Here is a 21130-nt window from a genome sequence, read left to right as displayed (position 1 = left end):
CTATCTGTGACCAAGCCACTGATTTTTTTGGGTCTGGCTGCCGGCTTTGCTAGAGTGCAAGAGTCTGACCGTCCCGGTGACTGTTCGACACATCTCACTCGTTTATATCACTGACGGAATTACCGAATGACACTGCCCGAGCGCCCTTCTGACGATCAGCCGGAAAACCCACTCATCTGGTCAATTTTAGGTTTACTGGAAAAGCAGCATGATGGCTGGATGGTCCACACGATGGCAGATGCGCTGAAGCAACAAGGCCTGATCAACACGCTGGACGACGTTCCCGAGCAGGATTTATTCAAACGTAACTTCCTGTTGATGAATGCTCTCTACCAGCTTCAGGATATGCTGTTGCCTGAGCAATGGCTGCAGGCACAGGCCATGGACATCAAGCTCATGGCCAATTCAGGTCATCAGCAGGTCGATGCAGCCGATCCGCTGAGAGAGTATTATCTGGACTGGCAAAACTACGAAGCAGACGCCAATGCAATCCGCGAACTTCTGTCTTCGTTCTGGAAACAGTACCAAAAGCATATTGGAACCCTCAGTGTGACAACCAATGCTTCCTGGCAGCAGGATCTGGCCATACTTGAACTGACTGCGGAAGCCAGTCCGGCACAAATCCGCCGTCAATGGCGCAAACTGGCCCTTCGCTGGCATCCCGACAGACCCGGAGGAGACACGGAGAAATTCCGTCTGGCCTGCGAAGCGTGGCAACGCATTCAAAACCGCCTTCACAGTTAGCCTGCTGACGCTGCACGACTTTTCCGTCAGCACCTCACCTCTTATTCAATTTTTTCTAATAAGCTGTTCGTCGGTTTCAACTGTTCTGCCTCCCAGAGCCGACGTACACTTTCTGTAACTCCCGGCCACGGCCGGAACCAGAAATTTGGAGGCAATCATGGCAATCAGACAAATTCAAAGCATCCTTCGCGCACACCAGACTTCTGATGGAGATGGCGTCAAAATTCAGCGTGTCCACGGGTTCGAAAATGCCGCATTTTCTCCTTTCCTGATGCTGGATGAACTGAAATCCGACGAAGCCGCAGATTATGTCGGCGGATTTCCGCCACACCCGCACCGCGGAATAGAAACCCTGACCTACATGCTCAAAGGTCACTTTCAGCACCAGGATCACATGGGGAACCGGGGCGAGTTAAAAGATGGCGGTGCTCAGTGGATGTCAGCCGGTAAAGGGGTCATCCATAGTGAAATGCCAATCATGACCGACGGTCAGCTGCATGGTTTCCAGATTTGGATTAACCTGCCAGCCAGTAAAAAGATGCAGCCGGCCCAATACCATGATTTCCAGTCCGACGTCATTGCTGAAAAGCAGTTGGGCCCAAACAATCTGATCCGGGTCATCGCAGGTGATTTGACTATTGAGGGTGACACCGTCACAGGTCCATTACAGCAAACCGGGGTGCCAACCACCATCGCAGACTGGCAAACCGCTGCCGGCGGCCAGTTAAACTCCTGCCTGAACCCAGACTTTCAGGCCATGCTTTATGTCTATCAAGGCGAAATTGACATTGATGGCAGAGCTGCAAAAGCCGGTGAGCTGGCGATCCTGAATGCCGGAGAAGGACTGTCAATCAAGGCCACAGAAGATACGGGCATGCTCTTGCTTTCAGGCATGCCGATTCATGAACCCGTTGTTCATTATGGTCCCTTTGTAATGAACAGCATGGACGAAATTGAGCAAGCCATTCGTGATTATCAGACTGGTACACTGACAGACTGAATCTCACAATTCACCGATAGAAAAACAGCCCGCAAAGACGGGCTGTTTTTTCGTTTGTCAGTTTTATCTGTTAATACAGGGAGGCCTCACCTTCCGGGCGGGTCTTAAACCGGCGGTGCAACCACATATACTGCTCTGGCGCTTCCATAATGATAGGTTCAACAGCGTTTTTATTGATAAATGCTGCCGCCGCATCCGGATCTTTATGCGGGAAGCCTTCCAGTGGTTTAAAAATTTTCAGGGTATACATACCGTCATCCGTATCGCGGACAATGGCAATCGGCACGATGGCACATCGAGTTGCATCGACCAGAATGCTGGTCCCTGTCGTCGTACAGGCTTTATCGACTGCGAATAAAGGCGCAAAAGTTGAACGGCGGCGGCCATAGTCATGATCCGGTGCATACCAGACACGCTCTCCTTCACGGAGCGCGCGGAACATCCCTTTGACATCTTTACGATCCAGCATGTATCGGTTCGACCGTACCCTGCCATGAAACTGAAAATAATCAAAGCACGGGTTGTTGTTCGGGCGATAGACGCCAACCCCCGGAGCCCGTAAACCAAATGCACGCGCACCGATTTCCAGATTCATCGAATGTGCCGCGACCAGCAACACACCTCTGCCCTCTTTTTCCAGTTCATCCAGATATTCAACGCCTTCGAAACGAACGTGACGTTTGAAGCGCCATTCCGGCCAGAACCAGGCCATCCCGGTTTCAAACAATGCCAGCCCAGCATTATCGATATTCTGCTGAATGAGCGCTTCACGTTCCCCTTCAGGCATCTCAGGGAAGCAAAGTTCAAGATTTCGTTCAATCGTAAAACGACGTTTTTTCAGTAGCTTAATCGCCAGTCGGCCAATCCCTTTGCCCATCCAGAACTGAATTCGGTATGGCAGTAAACTGATGAGCTTCATAGTGCCAATCATCAGCAAAGTCGGCCAGTATCGGGGATGGAGAAACGCGATTTTGAATTCCGGTGCCGTCAATTTGCTCATAACAGAGACGATTTTCCTTATTGTTTAAAGCCAAGCCTGCACTGTCATCGTCACGGCAGACAGGAAAAGAACAATGTATTGTATACCAGCATCTTCAGCATGCAAGAATGACGATACCTGGTCCGCTCACAGCAGAAAACCAGTCAAAAAAAGAAAGCCACCCGAAGGTGGCCAGTTGAAAGTTATTTTTGTCATCATTTTTATAGTTATCCTTTTATCCCTGCGAAGTTTCAGCGCTTCCCCTAAGCCCTGGAGCAGTGATAAAGGCTTCCCTCTACACATCGAAATCCTGTTGGCTCAGCCTGAACTCTGATGAGAACGGATACGAGCCTGGTTTCTGTGTTTATAAATGCACTAATCGCGCCAACTTTTTCGGTTTCTGTTTTTCAATCACTTAAAGTCAGTGTTCAAAAACACGCGCAGGAACCTGTAAAAAGACCTGACACTTTTCTGTGCCTGTTCATCCCACCGGGAATAGTGTTAACCTGCATCCACATGCCGACAATGAAAGGGAGTTCAGTTCACAGCCATGTCCATCAGCAAAACAAAATCAAGCTTTTACCGGCGCCTCTATGTCGCCCATCTCATTGATCAAGGCATTGCTACGGTGCCCGCTCTGCTTGAATATACCGGTATGCCCAGACGGACAGCTCAGGACACGATAAAAAGTCTGTCAGATCTGGATATTACCTGTGAGTTTAAACAAACAGAGGGAGAGCGCCACCGGATTGGGCGTTATGAAATACTTGATTGGGGTGCGATCAATAAACACTGGATTGAAGAAAACCTGACCGAAATTAAATCTGTACTGGATTATCCTTAAATTGCACGGTCATTTTTGTCATGAGTCGCAACTTGCAACTCATATTGCAATGCAATTTGCGCTCTTTTTAAATCCGCACCTGCCTTCGGTTCCACAAAGCGTCAAAAAATAGACTAAAAAGAAGGTGGGGTATCGGAAAATCCAGCCACAGATCGATTTACACCCGGGTTTTCGCGCACATACCATAAGGTCATGCAGCCAATGACAGAAAATTGTCATATTGACTTGGTTGCAAAGTAACCTAAGGAACTGTTTCTCACGAAAATAGCGCTAAAAATCGCGTACTCACTGGCAATATTAGCAATGTGTTGTGTTAGTATTCGGCCAAATTTTTCCAATAAGACAGTTTGTCACGGACAAAGAGAAGACGAATATGGCTTTAGACTTTTCAAAAATGACAGTGGATCTATCCGCAATGCCAACCACGATTGATATGGGACACGCCTGGCTGGCTGCCCTTGTTGTGATTCTTCTGCTGCTTTATGTCACAAAGAAAGGCAAAACAGTAGAAGTTGAAAAAATCGTTGAGAAAGAAGTCGAAGTTGAAAAGATTGTCGAAGTCGAAAAACCAGTCGAGAAAATTGTAGAAGTAGAAAAGATTGTCGAGGTTGAGTCGAAGTTGAAAACTGCAACCCCGGATGCCGCATTGCAACTGCTTTCTCTGTTGCAAAAAGAAGCACGTTTTATCGACTTTATGCAGGAAGATCTGAAAGGTTTTGCTGATGCTGAAATTGGCGCAGCAGCCCGTGTTATCCACGAAGGCGGAAAGAAAGTGCTGGATGAATACTTCCGTTTTGTCCCGGTACGCAGTGAAGAAGAAGAAAGCCGTGTTACTTTACCAGAAGGCTTCAATGCTTCTGAAGTCCGCCTGACTGGCAATGTTGTCGGCAACGCCCCATTTACTGGCACACTCATTCACCGCGGCTGGAAAGTCATCGACGTTCACTTACCTAAAATGGCAGAAGGACATGATCCGCGTATCCTTGCTGCTGCTGAGGTAGAGTTATAATGCAAGACATTCAAGAACATAAATACAGTGTGGGGATCGACTTAGGCACAACCCACTGCGTTCTGTCTTATGTTGACCTGCAACAGGACGAAGCGCCCGTTCAAATGATGCCGATTGCCCAGCTCACTGCCCCTGGCAGTGTTGAGGAAAAATCGCAGCTACCTTCATTCATGTATCAGGCGCACGAATCTGAGCTTGCTCAGGGTGATACCGCCCTGCCATGGAACGCACAGCCAAATGCAATTGTCGGTGCCATGGCCCGCAGCCTGGGCAGCAAAACGCCGATTCGCCTGATCGCCAGTGCCAAAAGCTGGCTTTGTCATGGTGGAGTGAACCGGCGGGATGCTTTCCTGCCCTTGAATGCACCGGAAGAGGTCGCAAAAGTTTCGCCCCTCGAGGCCACTCGTGCATACCTGAGTCATCTGGCTGAAGCCTGGAATCACCAGCATCCGGATGCCTCCTTGTTTGAGCAGGATGTCACCATTACGGTCCCGGCATCCTTTGACCCGGCCGCACGGGATCTGACTGCCGAAGCTGCCCGTGAAGTCGGCTTCAAACACCTGACCCTGCTGGAAGAGCCACAGGCTGCGGTTTACAGCTGGATTAAAAACAACGATGAAATCTGGCGGGACCAGGTCAGCGTGGGTGACATTATTCTTGTTGTCGATATCGGCGGGGGTACAACTGACCTGTCGCTGGTTGCGGTGACAGAAGAAGACGGTAACCTGACGCTGAACCGGGTCGCAGTTGGCGATCATATCCTGCTGGGCGGCGACAACATGGATCTGGCACTTGCCTTCCGGCTGAAAGCCAAACTCGCCCAGGAAGGTAAACAGCTGCAGCCATGGCAGATTCAGGCGGTCACACATGCCTGCCGGGATGCGAAAGAAGCCCTGTTGAGCGACGAAAACCTGCGTGCTGTGCCGATCGTCGTTCCGAGCCGTGGTTCGAAACTGCTGGGTGGCACCCTGCAAACCGAACTGACTCAGGAAGAAGTGCAACAGACACTGGTTGAAGGCTTCTTCCCGCAAACCAGTATTGAGGAACACCCGGTTGAAATGCAGCGCGGCGCTCTGACCCAAATGGGCCTGCCTTATGCACAAGATGCCGCTGTTTCCCGTCATATTGCCGGGTTCCTGAGTCGTCAGTCTTCAGCGGTTGATGAATTGTTTGACAGTTTTGAACAAATCCATGAAGGCTTTATCCGCCCGACGGCAGTGCTGTTCAATGGCGGTGTACTGAAATCAGATCAGCTGTCACAGCGCCTGATGTCTATCATTAACCAATGGCTGACAACAGGTGGCAGTGCGGAAGCGAAACGCCTGCAGGGACTGGATCTGGATCTGGCGGTTGCGCACGGCGCCTCTTATTACGGTTCTGTCCGTCAAGGAAAAGGCGTCCGGATCCGTGGAGGCATTGCCAGCAGCTACTATGTGGGTATTGAAAGTGCCATGCCAGCCATCCCGGGCATGGAACCGCCTGTTGAAGCACTGTGCGTTGCACCTTTTGGTATGGAAGAAGGCAGTCACGCAGATGTTCCGAGCCGGGAGTTTGGTCTGATTATCGGCCAACCGGTCACATTCCGTTTCTTCGGCTCAACCGTTCGTCGTGAAGATGCACCGGGAACCCTGCTGGACTGGTGGCAACCTGAAGAGCTGGAAGAACTCCCTGCAATTCAGGTGACTTTACCGGTTTCCGATGGCCACAGTGCCGGAAATATCGTACCGGTGAAACTTGCCGCCCGAGTGACTGAACTGGGTACTTTATGCCTGGAAGCTATCCCGACCGACGGTGGTCAGAAGTGGCAAGTCGAATTCGACGTTCGGGATAACTGAGTCGTTCACAACATTCTTTCTCACGGCGCATTTTTTGCGCCGTTATTTTACCCGGCCCCAGCACAACACAATCACCACGCTTGCGGGCAATCGGGTTGAAATGCTCGGAGTCATACATGTCTTCTCCCCGTTATTTAGTCGGTATTGATTTAGGCACCACCCACACCGTGGTTGCCTACTGCCCTGTCACCGCCTCGTTACAAAATGAAACTGTAAAAATTTTCGACATTGACCAGCTGATCGCGCCGGGCGAAGTGGCACGTAAACCGCTGTTACCTTCGTTTCGCTATCACCCGACACCGGGAGAAATCCCTGCTGAACAGTGTGTGCTGCCCTGGGAAGTCCAGCCTGTCGATGGTGATTTTCCTGAAGCAATCATTGGTGAATATGCCCGAGAACTGGGCGCCAAGGTTGAAGGCCGGCAGGTGACCAGTGCGAAAAGCTGGTTATCTCATACCGGTGTGGACCGGAATCAGCCTATCCTTCCCTGGGCTGCGGCAAAAGGCGTGAAAAAAATTTCTCCGGTGATTGCCAGCGCCAGCTATCTCAACCATGTCAGACAAAGCTGGGACTATCATTATCCGGATGCAAAACTGGCACAGCAGGATGTTGTCATTACAGTTCCGGCATCTTTTGATGAAGGTGCCAGGGCACTGACCGTTGAGGCAGCGAAACTGGCAGGCCTGCACAATTTCGTATTACTCGAGGAACCTCAGGCTGTATGTTATGACTGGTATGCACGACATCACACAGAAGCTGAGTCTTTGCTGAAAGACATTCCTCTGCTGATGGTCTGCGACGTGGGCGGCGGAACAACTGACCTCAGCCTGATCCAGGTCAGCTCTCAAAATGAGCGGCTACAGCTGGATCGTATTGGTGTCGGCGATCACCTGATGCTGGGTGGCGACAATCTGGATCTGGCTTTGGCTCATCTTGCTGAAAGCAGCCTCAATGGTGATGGCAAACGCCTCAATGCAGCAGCGCTGTCAAAACTGATTCAACAGGCACGTCGGGCCAAAGAACAACTGCTCGCTGAACATGCACCCGAACAGGCCACAATCACTTTACTTGGCAGCGGTTCCAAACTGATTGGCGGCAGCCGTTCTGTTTCTGTCAACCAGGAGCAGGTCCGAGACATTGCCCTGAATGGCTTTTTCCCGATTTCAGCTGACGATGAATATCCGAGTCAACGACAAAGCGCCATGGTCGAATTTGGCCTGCCCTATGCCTCAGACCCTGCAGTTTCGAAACATCTGGCGAAATTTATCAGCGACCATGACATGGTTTGCCGCGAAGCACTGAAACGGGCCGGTACAGAACCTGAAGAACACCTTGCTGCCGTTCCGCCAGCGATTTTGCTCAACGGCGGAGTGTTCAACAGTCACATTCTGACCAACCGGATGGTGGATGTTTTCACACACTGGCGAAGTGACGGCGTCACTCTCCTGGATAACCCTCACCCTGATCTGGCTGTCGCATATGGCGCAGTGGCCTACGGAAAAGCCCGGCATGGCGCACAGCTCAAAATTGGTGGGGGTTCAGCACGTTCATTCTTCCTGGAGTTAGACAATCAGTCTCCGCCTTCAGGCATCTGCCTGTTACCCCGCGGAACAGATGAAGGTCAGGAGATTCTGCTGTCAGACAGAAAATTTGCACTGACACTGGGAGAACCAGTCCGCTTTCATTTATTTGCGACAAACGAAGATGCCCCTATTCAGGCCGGCGAAATGATGACACTGGATCACCCGCACATGGTGCCTCTGCCGCCTTTCATTGCTACCCTTGACAGCGATACAGACAGAGAATCCTTAGCCGCCAATCAAAAAGACAGAGTCAGCGTATCCCTTGCCTGTCAATTAACTGAAGTCGGTACGCTGCAACTTGAATGCATTGATACAGAAAATCCGGCAAAACGATGGCAAGTCGAGTTTTCAGTCCGGAAAACGCCTGCCGGGAATCCGGATCGTCAAGAGACAGATAACACCCCCATAGATAGCGCAGCACTGCAACATGCAACGGAAGCGATTCAAAAAGCCTATGGCGGAAGTAAGAAACATGCTGATGACAAGCCAGTCAAAACTCTGCGAAATGATCTGGAAAAATACTTAGGCAAACGCGAAGCCTGGGAAATGTCACAACTCAGATCCCTGGCTGATACATTCCTTGAAAGTAAAAAGCGTCGCCGCCGTTCAGTCGCTCACGAACGCAATTGGCTGAAAATAACCGGGTATACATTACGTCCCGGGTTTGGCGATCCGGTCGACAACTGGCGTATCAGCCAGATTTGGCCGCTTTATCAGCAAAACCTGCAATTTCACCAGTCTGTACAAAGCTGGAATGAATGGTGGATCTTCTGGCGGCGTGTTGCTGGCGGGCTGAATCAACATCAGCAGGAATCGATTTATAAAGACATTGCCAAATATATCAATCCAAGCGCAACCCGACAGCCCAAACTAAATAAAGAAATACAGGAACGCGGCTATGAACAAATGGTTCGGTTGGCCGCTTCTCTTGAAAACATTACATTTGAGAAAAAATTACAACTCATTGAATGGTTGTTTTCTCGATTACAGAAACCACAATATGCTCAGGCGCATTGGTGGGCAATCGGACGTATTGCCAGCCGTTTCCCATTATATGGCAGTCGGCATAATCTGCTCAGCGGGCAGCATATTGCCTATTGTTTGCCTGAATTACTTGATCATGACTGGCGAGAATCACCTGATATTGCTCTTGCGGCAGTGATGATGACACGTAAAACTGGCGACCGGACTTTGGATATTGATGAAGAACTTCGACAGCAGGTGATCGATAAACTTCAGACCAGTAAAGTACCGGAAAGCTGGATCAATATGGTTTCCGAAGTCAAAGTCCTGTCTCAGGAAGAAAATCAACGCGTATATGGTGATTCACTGCCTCGTGGCCTTATGCTATTAGAGTAAAAATTCGCTTATTAAGCTTACGTTAGGGTATGGCTGTTATTATACCGGGCATCAAATCTGCCTGGACAGTCATACCCAGCAGGCCTAAAAAGGAATAACAAGCGAGTAGTTATGGCTATCACACGAGAACAATATAAAGTAATTGCTGATCGCATTTTCAAGTCCCAAAACCAACGCACTGCTGTTGAAGCTGTCGTCTTCGAAGGCTTATCAAGTTACGAAGCAGAGAAGCGTTTTGGTGTGCCCAAGGGAACCCTATCACGCAATGTTCGTAAATATAAAAACGAAGTCGACTACATCATCACAGTCAACCAAGCATAATAAAAAAAGGAGAGTTTTCACTCTCCTTTTTTTATTTCAATTTTCTGTGCAACCTGTCTGAAAATTCAGTCAGATTATTCCTCAACAACAGAAGAATCCATCAATTCTTCCGGATGAACACCATCTTTTTCCATCATTGCCAGAATCTCAGTCATTCTTACCTGACGAGCTTCTTCTTTAAATTCATTCAGAACAGCAATTAAATCATTTATTTTTTGTAACGGAATGCGCTTAATGACAGCACGCTGTCTGCCCGGGACTTCATCCGCAAAATCAATCAGAGCCTGGCGATAGTCAGCTCTCGACTCTTGCAGCTTTTTACCGCTCTCTACATTCTTTAGCATCGCACTCAGTGCTTTTTCTGCATCCGAAAAGTTTGTCATGAATTACCTCTAAACACGATTTTCTGCAAACAGCACTTTCTTGTCATTGCTTCACACCTTCATGACAACCTTTGTGCTATTTGAAATAGAATAAACATTAATAAAGATTTAACCACGATCCCATGAGGGATCATGAGAACAGTATTCAGCCACTTAACTAACGTTCTGACTCCGCTGACGCCAGTGTGATAAGTTTGGTCTACACACCTAATAATTATAGAAAACTCTGTCGAGGATGAAAGAGTAGCCAGCGAGTTAATAAATAATAACCCCAGACTTTGTTCTTGTGAACATAATTTTTGTCAGCTTGACATTTCTATGACCAAACCATGTGAGCGACCATCATATTTTTCGGTCATAATGCATCTTTACCCGGATTCCTTCATTTCTGAAATAATGACGGAAATGTTCTCATCAAACATGCGAGCAAGAGCTTAGCCCGTACCGTTTGATGAAAATATCACCTATTTCTCAGCAATTTAGCTTTACTCTTCCCTTTAAGGGTTGCTAATATAGCCCCCGTTGAGTTAACTTAACAACAAAGCCTTTTGGCGGACATTAGCGCAGTTTGGTAGCGCACTACTCTGGGGGAGTAGGGGTCGCTGGTTCGAATCCAGTATGTCCGACCAAAGGGCTTTTTTTATTTTCAGATATTCTCTTACTAAATTTGCCATTCCTCGTATTTTTTCCAGAACGTATTTTAGCAAATGCTACTAAAGACTATGATATGCCTTTAACGAAGGAGCATAATATGGAATCAGTACCATATTGCACAGCATGCGGACAGGATGAAGAGTTCATCATTATTGATGAACACAGATATATCTGTATTTGCGGATACCAGTTCAGTTGCTTCTATCTCTTACCTTCAAAAACAATTGCATGTGATGTCCCCTCCCCGCTGCCATCTTTTGAATTCCATATTCACTAAAACACATAATAAAAAGACCGCTTTTCACCTGGCATACTTTACAGCCATCAAATGAACTTTGACGCATTCGAATCCTTTTCCCACCTCAAAAACCGATTAAAAAACCACCAAAACAGGTTAATGTCAGTTTGAAATTCTGTTAACAAGAAATGAATTACAAGTTTTCAAAGTGTACCGGCAATTCATGACAATTAAATGTTAAGATATTGAAATAAATAGAATTTAGTACGTTTTCGTTGTAAATATTATGATATTAACAAACGACAACTCAGTGAAAACGTGATCCAGATCCCGAGCCATTTTCAGAATTTTATGCTAACTTCTGCGGCGCAAACTAAGTCACTAAATCAATATATGGGGATTCCTTTCGCCATGTTGCTTACTGCAACCAGGCAATGGATTGCGCCCATCACTTGGGACACAACTTGTTGTCCTGCATCTTAGTCAGTACGACATCACAGGATCATTCTATGAATGCAACGATTAACAATTGGATCGCCTCTCTCAATGAGACATTAATGTCCATTATTGGCGACATCAATGGACTGCTTTGGGGCCACCTTCTTGTATACCTCCTAGTTGCAGTAGGTATCTACTTTACTTTTCGCCTCGGCTTTATCCAAATCCGCCAGTTCCGTCATGCCATTGGCGTATTGAAAAAAGGCAAAGACTCAGACGCTGGCATCAGCTCTTATCAGGTGTTCTGCACTTCAATGGCAGCACGTGTTGGTACAGGTAACATGGCTGGTGTGGCTGTCGCACTGACCATTGGTGGCCCTGGTGCTATTTTCTGGATGTGGGCAATGGCACTGTTTGGTATGGCAACAGCCTTTGTTGAATCCACACTTGCTCAGGTTTATAAAGTCAAAGACGTTGACGGCCAGTATCGTGGCGGTCCGGCATATTACATGGAACAAGGCCTTGGACAGCGCTGGATGGGCAGCCTGTTCTCCGTCTGTCTGATTATCGCTTTTGGTCTGGTCTTTAACGCTGTACAGGCCAACACCATTACCGATGCGCTGTATCATTCGTTCGAAATTGATCGCAGCTGGATGGGTATCGCGATTGTGCTTTGCTCTGCCCTGTTCATTATGGGTGGTTTAAAATCAGTCGCGCAGGCTTCATCACGCATTGTACCTGTCATGGCTGTCGGTTATCTGGCTATCGCATTGCTGATTGTTGCGATGAATATTTCTGAACTACCAGCAGTCGTCATGCTGATTGTGAAAAGCGCATTCGGATGGCAGGAAGCTGCGGCAGGTGGTGTGGCTTACACCATTGCACAGGCAATGCAAAGTGGTATTGCCCGTGGTCTGTTCTCCAATGAAGCCGGTATGGGTTCTGCTGCGAACGTAGCGGCAAGCGCAACACCAAATCCAAACCACCCTGCGTCACAAGGCTTTGTTCAGATGCTGGGAGTGTTTGCAGATACCATTATTATCTGTACCGCATCTGCGGCAATGATCATGCTTTCCGGTGTGATGGATCAACCCGATGCAGCGACCGGTATCGGCCTGCTGCAACAGGCTCTGACCAACGAGCTGGGCGGCTGGACCACTTACTTCATGGCTGCTGCAATTGTACTGTTCTGCTTCAGTTCAATCATTGCAAACTACAGCTATGCTGAAACCAACATCATGTTCCTGAATGGAAACAGCAAGAAAGGCCTGCTGGTTTTCCGCCTGATTGTTCTGGCGATGGTGATGTTTGGCTCTGTTGCCTCTCTGCCGGTCGTCTGGAATATGGCAGATGCCTCAATGGGGATGATGGCACTGATCAACATCATTGCACTGGTTCTGTTGTCGAATCTGGCCATTAAGGTGATTAAAGACTACGAAGCTCAGGTGAAAAAAGGTCAGGTACCAACATTTGACCGCACGAAGTTCCCGGAGCTGAACAAGCTGGACGGTGCATGGCATCCACAGCCAGAGACAGCTGACGAGTCTAAATAAAGCATCAAGCTTCTGAAGCGATTCAAATCTCAAGCCAGCATTCATTCAATGCTGGCTTTTTTGTTTAATCTCTCTCGGACAGACTTTGCCTTATGAAAAATAAAACAAACGGTATCACTGACACACGGAGAACAGATTGAATCAGAAATTTCCGATCTAATCTCAGCTAAGTTTCATTTTGCAGCACACTATTTTCCCGAAACAAAAGCGATATTAAACATTGAATTCACCCACACCTCACCTTCGGTACATCCATCCAACGCGTGGTGTACTGAGGAGACAACAGTGCCCGCCGCATCGCCCACTTTTGTTCGATACCCTGTGCAGCCAGAAACATAGAATGGCTCCCGTACTTCTGGTTGATACAGTCAAACACCTTCATCAATGCAGAATTTGGCGGTGATTCATAAAACAAGTCGCCTTGGGCATACTTTGCGCTGGTCATCGCAATAAATCCGACTCCCACCTTGTAATAACGGACACCTTCGACAAATAACGCATCAACCAGACCAGAGACCGCTTTGGTAATCACCGTTGTATCGTCAGTCGGATAAGCAAAACGGTGAACCTGCTTAAACCCCACAGGCCTCTCGTCATAAGGAGAATTCGATGCGAACACCATCATCACCTGCACCAGCGAACCCTGCAGCCTGAGTTTGGCCGCTGCGATATCTGCATGCTTACACAGCGCCTGCCCCAATGACGTTGGATCTGTAATGCGTTCACCGACACTTCGGGTGGAGAAGATCTGCTTCTTATCGGCCCTCGCTTCATCCCAGAATTTACATCGCTCCCCGTTCAGCTCTCTTATAGTCCTTTCAATTTCAACGTTGAATTCTTTCCGGGCAATCCCCGGCTTCATCCTTGAAAGCTGCAACGCTGTCTCAACTCCCATGAACTGAAGGCGTTTCGCAATGCGGGAACCAATCCCCCAGACATCAGACGTTTTCATTTGTGACAGGATAAGCTCGCGCTGCTTTGCTTCGTGAATGACACACACGCCCTGATAACCCGATAACTTCTTCGCGGCATGGTTCGCAACTTTCGAGAGCGTCAACGTGGGGCCGATACCAACACAGACTGGCAGCCGGCATTCTTTCCAGACCGTTCTTCGTATCCGCATGGCATGCTCAAACAGATCCGGAATGGCGTGATGACAGCGTTCAAACGACAAAAAGGACTCATCAATGGAGTAGACATGCTGATCAGGTGCAAAACGCCCGATGACTTCCATCATCTTTGCCGACAAGTCTCCGTATAACTCATAGTTGGAGGAACAGGCAATCACGCCCCGCGCCTCACACATAGCCCGCATCTCGAAGTAGGCGCGATACTTCTCTACACCGGCTTTCTTTGCCTGCCGGTTCGCCGCTACAACACAGCCGTCATTATTGCTCAGCACCACTATTGGTTTGCCGCGCCATTCCGGGCGAAAGACCTGTTCCGCAGAACAATAAAATGAGTTGGCATCCACCAGCGCAAACATCTTAGTCCTCCATCAGCAAACGGCTGGGCCGGTGACAGCGAATCGAACGCACCACCACCCCTTCAACAGAAAACTGATCGACAGAAGAAATCCAAACCGGATGAAACCCCGGCGCAGCAGACAACAGCCGACGTGCTTTCATGTCCAGAAGCTTGCAGACAAACTCACCGTTCAGGTTTGCGACCACCACATCCATGTTCTGCACCTGTACATGGCGATCAACAATGAGAATGTCGCCATCGTAGATACCGACATTTTCCATGCTCCTGCCATAGGCTCTGCCGATAAAAGTGGCGCTGGGATGTTCCACCAGCAATTCATCTAAGCTCAAAGGAAGCTGTCGGTATTCCGCTGCCGGACTTTCAAAGCCGGTAATACCAGCACTTGCTAATAATGGGATGACATTCATATCGGAAATACTGGTTAAATATACAGTATCATTTTGGTCACGGATTTCCGTCTGGTCAATACGGATCGGGTTTTATATTAGGAAAGATGAATGGAAGTTTTACTATGTGTGGCAGGCTGAACATTCTCGCTAACCTGCTGAACAATCAGGTTTCTGATGAGCTTCGCATCCGGTTCGAAGCCGAAGAAAATACCGACCTGTGCCCCGCACAAAAAGTGTCCACGGTCATCAAACAACCAGATGGTCTGCAGCAACTGGACATGGTTTGGGGGATTCAGCCCGGCTGGTCGAAAAAATTACTCATTAACGCTCAGGAAGAATCTGCAATGCAAAAGCCCACCTGGCGTCATGCAATGCAAACCCACAGGTGCATCGTGCCCTGTTCCGGCTGGTATGAATGGCGGGATGAAAGTGGCAAAAAGAAACAGAAATACCTGTTCAGCCACCCCGAAAACATGCCACTGTATATGGCTGGTATCTGGTTTGAATCAGAGACGCCTCAGCTGGTCACACTCACGACAGCTGCAGACAAAATGTGTAAACCTTATCACCACAGAATGCCGGTGATTATCGATATCACGGAATGTGATTCCTGGTTGGATACGAGTGATCATTCAAAGTCGGAACTCATGCATTTAAATATAGTTATCAACCAATAATTCAATGACATGCTGCAGCATGTATATGAGTTGTCAGTTTCAATGAAATAACCAAAACATGCTGTTTATCAGGGAAGTATCATCATGCTTCCCTGATGAACAATTCTGTAAGGACTGTGACTGAAAACTCATCCCAACCAGGTGCAGTAAAAGCGATATTCCGGACGCTTTTAATAGCGAAAATAGCTTCTTGAACCTCGAAACCTTTTGATTGCATCAAATAAGCAGCAAGGGCCAATCCCGTACGATCTTTGCCAGACTTACAATGAACCAGCACCACTCCATCTCCTTGATTTTGATTTATAAAATCAATAATTCGAGGCAAAGCACCCAGACAAAGCTCCAGATCACCGGCCTGAACTGGCGCATGACTTGAAAGTGGTATATGTCCATAACAGATACCCAGTTCGCTCAACCTTGAAGTGTGGACCATTTCACCGTCGTTCACGGATAGAATTGCTCTGATATTATTCCGCTTCAGTTCGTCGAGATTCCACATAATTTTGTCGGGACCACATCGACCAGCCACTGACTCATCGATAAAAAATATATCTTCCATGCATTCTCCAATCGCCAAATCACACCGCATTAAAAGGTGCAGGCAATAATGCGTTTTCCGCATTGCACTTTAAACACCAAACACAAAGCAAAATAAAAATACCCCGTGTGCTTACCCCCTCCAATTCAGCTTAAATACCTTGTAACACCCCCAGAATCAAAGCTTTTCACTGAACTCTCCACACTGATTACACTTGTAGCCATGTCTGTAAAAGAACAATGGAAAGCCGAGTAAAATAAACACTAAAAAAGCCGGACGCTTGCCTTTTGTATGTGCAGATAAGTCAGGGCTTCCACAATTGGGGCAAACATCCTTTGCTTCATCCGTAACAACGCCATTGTCCAATGATTGTGAGAAGTCACTGTTGAGTATTTGTACCGCTTCTTCTGCATGACCCTCCGCCACCATGAGACGAACACCACCGATAGCGTTTGAGTAAAGCCATTGAGTATTCACCGTATGTTCATCAACGATGTAACTTTCTCTTCCCGCACTATCCAGACTCGCTTTTGCAATGTGGGCTTCATGAGGAAAAGAAAACCTTGCTACGACAATCACATGTTACTCCTTGTGGTATAGAACCACGTTAGGTACAAGCAAAGCTATCAACAAAACAAACCATTGCACCGCTTTCAACATATATCCTAGTGAATATTGCGGCATCTATTCCCCATTTTCTAAGCTGACATATCAACACCCTCGGTTGCTTATGCGTGTCCACTAAAACGGTGCAAGTCCAGAATCACTCCTAAACTTTGCTATACCAATTTTCATTGTGCTCGATAAATTCTGACTCAACTGCGATATATCCACATTCCAGATCTGAAATTTTTTGTTGATTTATCTCGATAGAACGAATTTCTTTCAAATACTCTAAGAACCCATCTAAGGTAAATGGGGAATATTCATCACCTTGAACTTCAAGTATGACAAAAATCGACTCGTCATACTTCTGAGCTAGTGTAATCAGTTTCTTTTTGACATTATCCCAATCACCATCAAACACTTCATAAGTTTCTAATGGCTGCATATTTAAAGCTGACTCACGTATTTGAGCAATACTCTTAGAGGTCAAGCTTCTGAGTAACTTTACACCTTTAGTTGATATATTTTGATTTGGAATTAAAACTATCAAATCACCCCCTCGCGAAACCAATCCCAGGCCCCAACTGTCTCTGACTACAACGTAACCATATCCACGATTGACCAACAAGGTGACATTCCGCTGGCAAAAATGTGTCCGTCAGCAACAAATTTATCCAACCGCACCCGCATCCAATGTTTTCTTGATCGTCGCTTTCACATTCTCTGATCGTGAACCATGGTTCAGCTCCCAGACTTTGGGTGATGGAGAAGAATCCGATGCTCGCGGAGCAGAATAATCATGAAAAATGGAACGTCCTACCTGAAGTGTGACCAATGAAATGATGAACAGAACCAAGATCGGATGAGTTTCAGAGCTCCAGATGTTCACATTGAGCCGTGTCAGGCACAGCGCTGTTAAAGCAGCTTTGATCGTAAGATCCGCTCTGTGATGAACTTGCTCATTCCCCTGTGACATACTTATGACCCCGTGAAAATGTTGACTAGACTTACAGGTAAGAAATTTTTGGACGGTTGTTCTCAAGGCAATCAAAACTCAATTTGAATTCAAAAGTGTAAAATGACAAATATAGCCAGATATATATGGAGTTTAGTGTTGGTGTGGCTGATTTTTGTTGCTGCATACTTCTATTACTTTGAAGAAACGTATGTGGTTCCGGTTGTTGAGGAGTTCCATGTAGAAGAACAACAAGAGCAAGCTCATGAATAGGAATAAAGTGATGAAATTTCTATCTCTTGAGTGCTTCCTGGCTGTTGCTTTTGCTGCAGCAGTTTCGTTTTTTATCTCGTTCAAAGTCGAACATGACATCTTAGGCAAGCTTGAACGCTCGTTTATCGCGCACGCTCAGAGCCTCATCCACATGAGGAGTTACGCCCAACTCGCCGAGCCTGGCAGTGAAAACAAACACATTGAAGATTTATTAGCGCAAATACAGGCACTTGATTCCGATTTACAAAACCTTGTGTCGACGACCCTGAACATCGAAGCGCTTTTCCCTGATATTGTTTGGCCCAAAGGCCAGATTCAACCACTCGTCGCTAAATATGAAAATACGGCACAAGAGCACATGGGCCTGCTCGATGAGCTTTTAAAAGCCAAAAAGCAGCCTTTAGCCCAGGTGTCGATTGAACCGCTTCAGAGAGCAATTCTGACTGAAGACATGGATGAAGCAATCGAGCACATCCACGAAGAGTTAATGAATGAAATCTTCAAGGCAAACAATGCGATGGTCACTTCGCTCTTGCTTGCTACTTGCGTTATGTTTTTGGTCGTTGTGCTTTATCTCTATCGTTATATTGATGCTCTGAGAGAGGCACAGATTGCGCTCAAAGAGGCAGTAAAAACCGCTCAGGAAGCAACCGCGGCGAAGTCCATGTTTCTCGCCACCATGAGCCATGAGTTAAGAACACCAATGAACGGTGTCATCGGAATGGCGCAGATCATCGCCTCTGAAATGCAGGATGAATCGCAGAAATCCAACCTGAATATCTTGCTGGAATCGAGTGAACACCTGATGTCCGTTCTCAATGAGATTCTGGACTTCTCTAAATTAGAGCAAAACAAACTGGAGTTGGTCAGAGAGCCATTTCCTGTCATACAACTGCTGTCACCTGTCGCAAGCAGCTTCTACCCGCTAGCGGCAGAAAAAGGCATCGTGTTGCAGCTTCATACCAAAAATCTTCCTGATGGCACTATCTTAGTGGGCGACAAAGCCAGAATTCGGCAAATTGTATATAACTTAATCGGCAATGCCGTGAAGTTCACCCCACAGGGGCATATTGATATTTCACTCGAATTTAAAGAAAGCGATGAAACACTGACGATTACTGTTACAGACACAGGGATTGGGATACATCCAGCCAGGCTGGACAGTATATTTAATTCCTTTGAACAAGCGGACGCGACAATCAACCAAAATTTTGGTGGGACCGGACTGGGTTTGTCCATCGTGAAGCATCTCTGTATTGCGATGGGTGGCGATGTATCGGTCAGTAGTGAGGTTGGCGTTGGCAGTACTTTTCAAGCCATTATCAAGACACCAAAGGGAATCACTGACTCTGCCAATCCTAACGCGCAACAGCTTGAAAAATTCAACTTGTCTGAACTTTCTGTCCTTCTGGTTGAAGATAACCGGGTCAATCAGCTGGTAGGGAAACATTTGTGTGAAAAGTTAGGATGCCATGTTTCTGTTGCTGAGAATGGCCGCATGGCTATAGATATGCTGCAAGAGGAATACTATGACGCTATTCTGATGGATAACCGAATGCCCGAAATGAACGGGATAGAAGCAACACGCTTCATCAGACAAAGTTTGAATTACCAGGGGCTGATACTGGCCTGCACCGCAGATGCGACAACGGATACATCTTCAGAATTCCTGGCTGCAGGAGCTGACAGAGCGATCAGTAAACCTTTACGGTTAGAGAAGCTGGAAAGCATACTGACCCAGTACTTTCAGCAGCACGATACTCGTAAAGATTCTCAATCCGTCAGCGTAGAAGATAGAGCATGACACGACAGAACCAAACCCAAACCCAAACCCAAACCGATTATTTTTCTGATATTACGCTTTCCATATCTAATTGAATTTTAATCATAAAATTCAGCATCAATTTGTTCACGGGTTACTGCTTTGACTGTGTGGGATGGGTTTTCTATGAGAAAAGACGGATAACGGTTTTACCCTGTGTTGCAGGCTGATTATTCACACAAGCCTGCTGAAGTATGCATGTTGGTGGATTTCCTATTTTAAGTCATCTCGACTCACTCCGAATCAATCTGTTTTTCCCCTAACGCTAAATCTGACCTACCTGAACCGGTAGGCCAGAAAGGGAATGCCGGCTCTTTCAGCAAAGATCACTCATAAGAGTCTCATATTCTTCCTCGGCCTCATCAATCAGCCGCGTGAGCTCTTTGGCATCCTGACCAGAGAGCTCGACATGCCAACAGAGCTGCTTTGGCCTGTCGTGTTTCTGGCAAACAAGGACAGTGACTTTCCCTTTTTCTTTAAATAATAAATCCTCAAAATCGCCGTCAAGCTCACGCTTCTCATCTCTGACATCGATATGAAGGGTCCCAGTAGGATTGACTGTAACCTGAGCTTTTGGATGGGTTTTTCCAGCGAGAATATAGGAACATCGTTTGGCAAACATGAGATATCTCCTGGATGTGGGTGGGAGAATTCATATTTAAATTATAGTATTACCCGCCCCCTCCACCAGCGTAAATCAAGGTTGATTGATGTAGCTCAAACTCTGCCAACGTTAGCCAGTTTCAGCGCTCCATACGCACAGCAGCACATCTGGATTTGCCAGTTTTTCACACACTATGCTTTGAGAACGACGCGTTTCGTTGTCGTGATGCCATCAAACAACGAAGATCCTTCTTGCTTGCTATATACGTCGCTACTGGCAAGTCAAGAGGAAAACAAATCTGGCCTTTCCTTTAGACCTAACCAATCCACTGCTCAGTGTTAGCCTCGGAGAGATCATTGCCATGTGCAGGAGTAATGTTGTGATGCATTTCATTCTTCATCAGAAAAAACGGTTACAGCAAACGCAGTCAGGTGCCAATCAAGGTCAACCGGCTCTCACGTCACCTTGCTGATGTAAGAGACAGTAAAGCTCTCACCGTGGAAGGCACCCCATCCTTCCACGAACTGCGATCTTTAGCAGAAAGGACTGATAACAAAATTGGGATTGATATTCAGCTCCTGCTTGGTCACCGCGATCGCCGCATGACAGATAAATAGCCGACATCAGCAGTGCTGAGTGTATGGTTGTGGGCGGATAGGCTTTTTCTGATGGTCGACTTAATCATAATTGTCCCGAAGTGAGTTCCAGGGTGGTTCGTAGCGTACGGTCCGTGTTTTACGAACCGAGAAATTTTTGCCCCAAAACATGCTAATAGTGTAGGCTTCAGTTGACTCGAATTTAAAAACCTTCAATTCATACGCTAATGTGTAGCCATCTA

General features: G+C 47.2%; 18 protein-coding genes and 1 tRNA gene. 11 read left to right on the top strand and 8 right to left on the bottom strand.

The window, feature by feature from the left end:
- Positions 1-126 precede the first annotated feature (126 nt).
- Both SPK40_RS03590 and SPK40_RS03585 read left to right on the top strand, forming a co-directional pair.
- Entirely contained in the window at positions 127-744 is a 618-nt protein-coding gene (locus SPK40_RS03590) for a DNA-J related domain-containing protein (protein ID WP_248140149.1), read from the top strand.
- 157 nt (positions 745-901) lie between these two features.
- Positions 902-1744: a pirin family protein gene (locus SPK40_RS03585; protein ID WP_330959461.1), complete on the top strand. Its 843-nt coding sequence runs from the start codon at positions 902-904 to the stop codon at positions 1742-1744.
- A gap of 70 nt (positions 1745-1814) precedes the next feature.
- Here the strand turns inward: SPK40_RS03585 and lpxL are convergent, their stop codons facing one another.
- Positions 1815-2744: an LpxL/LpxP family Kdo(2)-lipid IV(A) lauroyl/palmitoleoyl acyltransferase gene (gene lpxL, locus SPK40_RS03580; RefSeq protein ID WP_248140145.1), complete on the bottom strand. Its 930-nt coding sequence runs from the start codon at positions 2742-2744 to the stop codon at positions 1815-1817.
- A 529-nt stretch (positions 2745-3273) separates the two neighbouring features.
- On the opposite strand from lpxL, the gene SPK40_RS03575 reads away from it, so the two are divergent.
- The 5 genes from SPK40_RS03575 (at position 3274) to SPK40_RS03555 (ending at position 9674) form a co-directional block, all read left to right on the top strand.
- The gene (locus SPK40_RS03575; protein WP_248140143.1) at positions 3274-3567 is read left to right on the top strand and encodes a winged helix-turn-helix domain-containing protein; all 294 of its coding nucleotides are present in this window, start codon (positions 3274-3276) and stop codon (positions 3565-3567) included.
- Positions 3568-3961: 394 nt separating this feature from the next.
- Entirely contained in the window at positions 3962-4576 is a 615-nt protein-coding gene (locus tag SPK40_RS03570; RefSeq protein ID WP_330959851.1) for a DUF2760 domain-containing protein, read from the top strand.
- Positions 4576-6411: an Hsp70 family protein gene (locus tag SPK40_RS03565; RefSeq protein ID WP_330959460.1), complete on the top strand. Its 1836-nt coding sequence runs from the start codon at positions 4576-4578 to the stop codon at positions 6409-6411. Before SPK40_RS03570 ends, SPK40_RS03565 begins: the two co-directional genes overlap by 1 nt.
- Before the next feature lie 116 nt (positions 6412-6527).
- Entirely contained in the window at positions 6528-9353 is a 2826-nt protein-coding gene (locus SPK40_RS03560; protein ID WP_330959459.1) for an Hsp70 family protein, read from the top strand.
- 111 nt (positions 9354-9464) lie between these two features.
- On the top strand, positions 9465-9674 hold the full coding sequence (locus SPK40_RS03555) for a helix-turn-helix domain-containing protein (protein ID WP_248140138.1): 210 nt from the start codon (positions 9465-9467) through the stop codon (positions 9672-9674).
- Between the two features lie 74 nt (positions 9675-9748).
- Here SPK40_RS03555 and SPK40_RS03550 read toward each other — a convergent pair whose 3' ends face one another.
- On the bottom strand, positions 9749-10057 hold the full coding sequence (locus SPK40_RS03550) for a hypothetical protein (RefSeq protein WP_036752808.1): 309 nt from the start codon (positions 10055-10057) through the stop codon (positions 9749-9751).
- Between the two features lie 552 nt (positions 10058-10609).
- Here SPK40_RS03550 and SPK40_RS03545 point away from each other — a divergent pair.
- Positions 10610-10686: transfer RNA gene (locus SPK40_RS03545), tRNA-Pro, on the top strand.
- 772 nt (positions 10687-11458) lie between these two features.
- Complete coding sequence (locus tag SPK40_RS03540; protein WP_330959458.1) at positions 11459-12940, top strand: alanine/glycine:cation symporter family protein; 1482 nt, start codon at positions 11459-11461, stop codon at positions 12938-12940.
- Between the two features lie 226 nt (positions 12941-13166).
- On the opposite strand, the gene SPK40_RS03535 is transcribed toward SPK40_RS03540, so the two are convergent.
- The gene (locus SPK40_RS03535) at positions 13167-14426 is read right to left on the bottom strand and encodes a Y-family DNA polymerase (RefSeq protein WP_330959457.1); all 1260 of its coding nucleotides are present in this window, start codon (positions 14424-14426) and stop codon (positions 13167-13169) included.
- Position 14427: 1 nt separating this feature from the next.
- The gene (locus SPK40_RS03530) at positions 14428-14835 is read right to left on the bottom strand and encodes a S24 family peptidase (protein WP_330959456.1); all 408 of its coding nucleotides are present in this window, start codon (positions 14833-14835) and stop codon (positions 14428-14430) included.
- A gap of 86 nt (positions 14836-14921) precedes the next feature.
- On the opposite strand from SPK40_RS03530, the gene SPK40_RS03525 reads away from it, so the two are divergent.
- The gene (locus SPK40_RS03525) at positions 14922-15494 is read left to right on the top strand and encodes an SOS response-associated peptidase (RefSeq protein WP_330959455.1); all 573 of its coding nucleotides are present in this window, start codon (positions 14922-14924) and stop codon (positions 15492-15494) included.
- An 82-nt stretch (positions 15495-15576) separates the two neighbouring features.
- On the opposite strand, the gene SPK40_RS03520 is transcribed toward SPK40_RS03525, so the two are convergent.
- The 3 genes from SPK40_RS03520 to SPK40_RS03510 all read right to left on the bottom strand — a co-directional run bounded on the left by SPK40_RS03520 (position 15577) and on the right by SPK40_RS03510 (position 17266).
- On the bottom strand, positions 15577-16053 hold the full coding sequence (locus SPK40_RS03520; protein ID WP_330959454.1) for a protein-tyrosine phosphatase family protein: 477 nt from the start codon (positions 16051-16053) through the stop codon (positions 15577-15579).
- Between the two features lie 156 nt (positions 16054-16209).
- Positions 16210-16611 (bottom strand): DUF2007 domain-containing protein, encoded by a 402-nt coding sequence (locus SPK40_RS03515; protein WP_330959453.1) that lies wholly within the window; start codon positions 16609-16611, stop codon positions 16210-16212.
- Positions 16612-16801: 190 nt separating this feature from the next.
- Positions 16802-17266, bottom strand: a complete 465-nt coding sequence (locus tag SPK40_RS03510) for a hypothetical protein (RefSeq protein ID WP_330959452.1) — start codon at positions 17264-17266, stop codon at positions 16802-16804.
- A gap of 592 nt (positions 17267-17858) precedes the next feature.
- Between SPK40_RS03510 and SPK40_RS03505 the strand changes: the two genes are divergently transcribed.
- Entirely contained in the window at positions 17859-19670 is a 1812-nt protein-coding gene (locus tag SPK40_RS03505) for an ATP-binding protein (protein ID WP_330959451.1), read from the top strand.
- Between the two features lie 334 nt (positions 19671-20004).
- Here the strand turns inward: SPK40_RS03505 and SPK40_RS03500 are convergent, their stop codons facing one another.
- Positions 20005-20310 carry a hypothetical protein gene (locus SPK40_RS03500; protein ID WP_330959450.1) on the bottom strand — a complete coding sequence of 102 codons (306 nt, stop codon included), beginning with the start codon at positions 20308-20310 and terminating at the stop codon, positions 20005-20007.
- Positions 20311-21130 lie beyond the last annotated feature (820 nt).

It is taken from the genome of Photobacterium sp. 53610, from assembly GCF_036409375.1.
GTDB lineage: Bacteria > Pseudomonadota > Gammaproteobacteria > Enterobacterales > Vibrionaceae > Photobacterium.
Note: the sequence above shows the minus strand (reverse complement) of the source record. Positions and strands in the feature narration are given on the sequence as shown.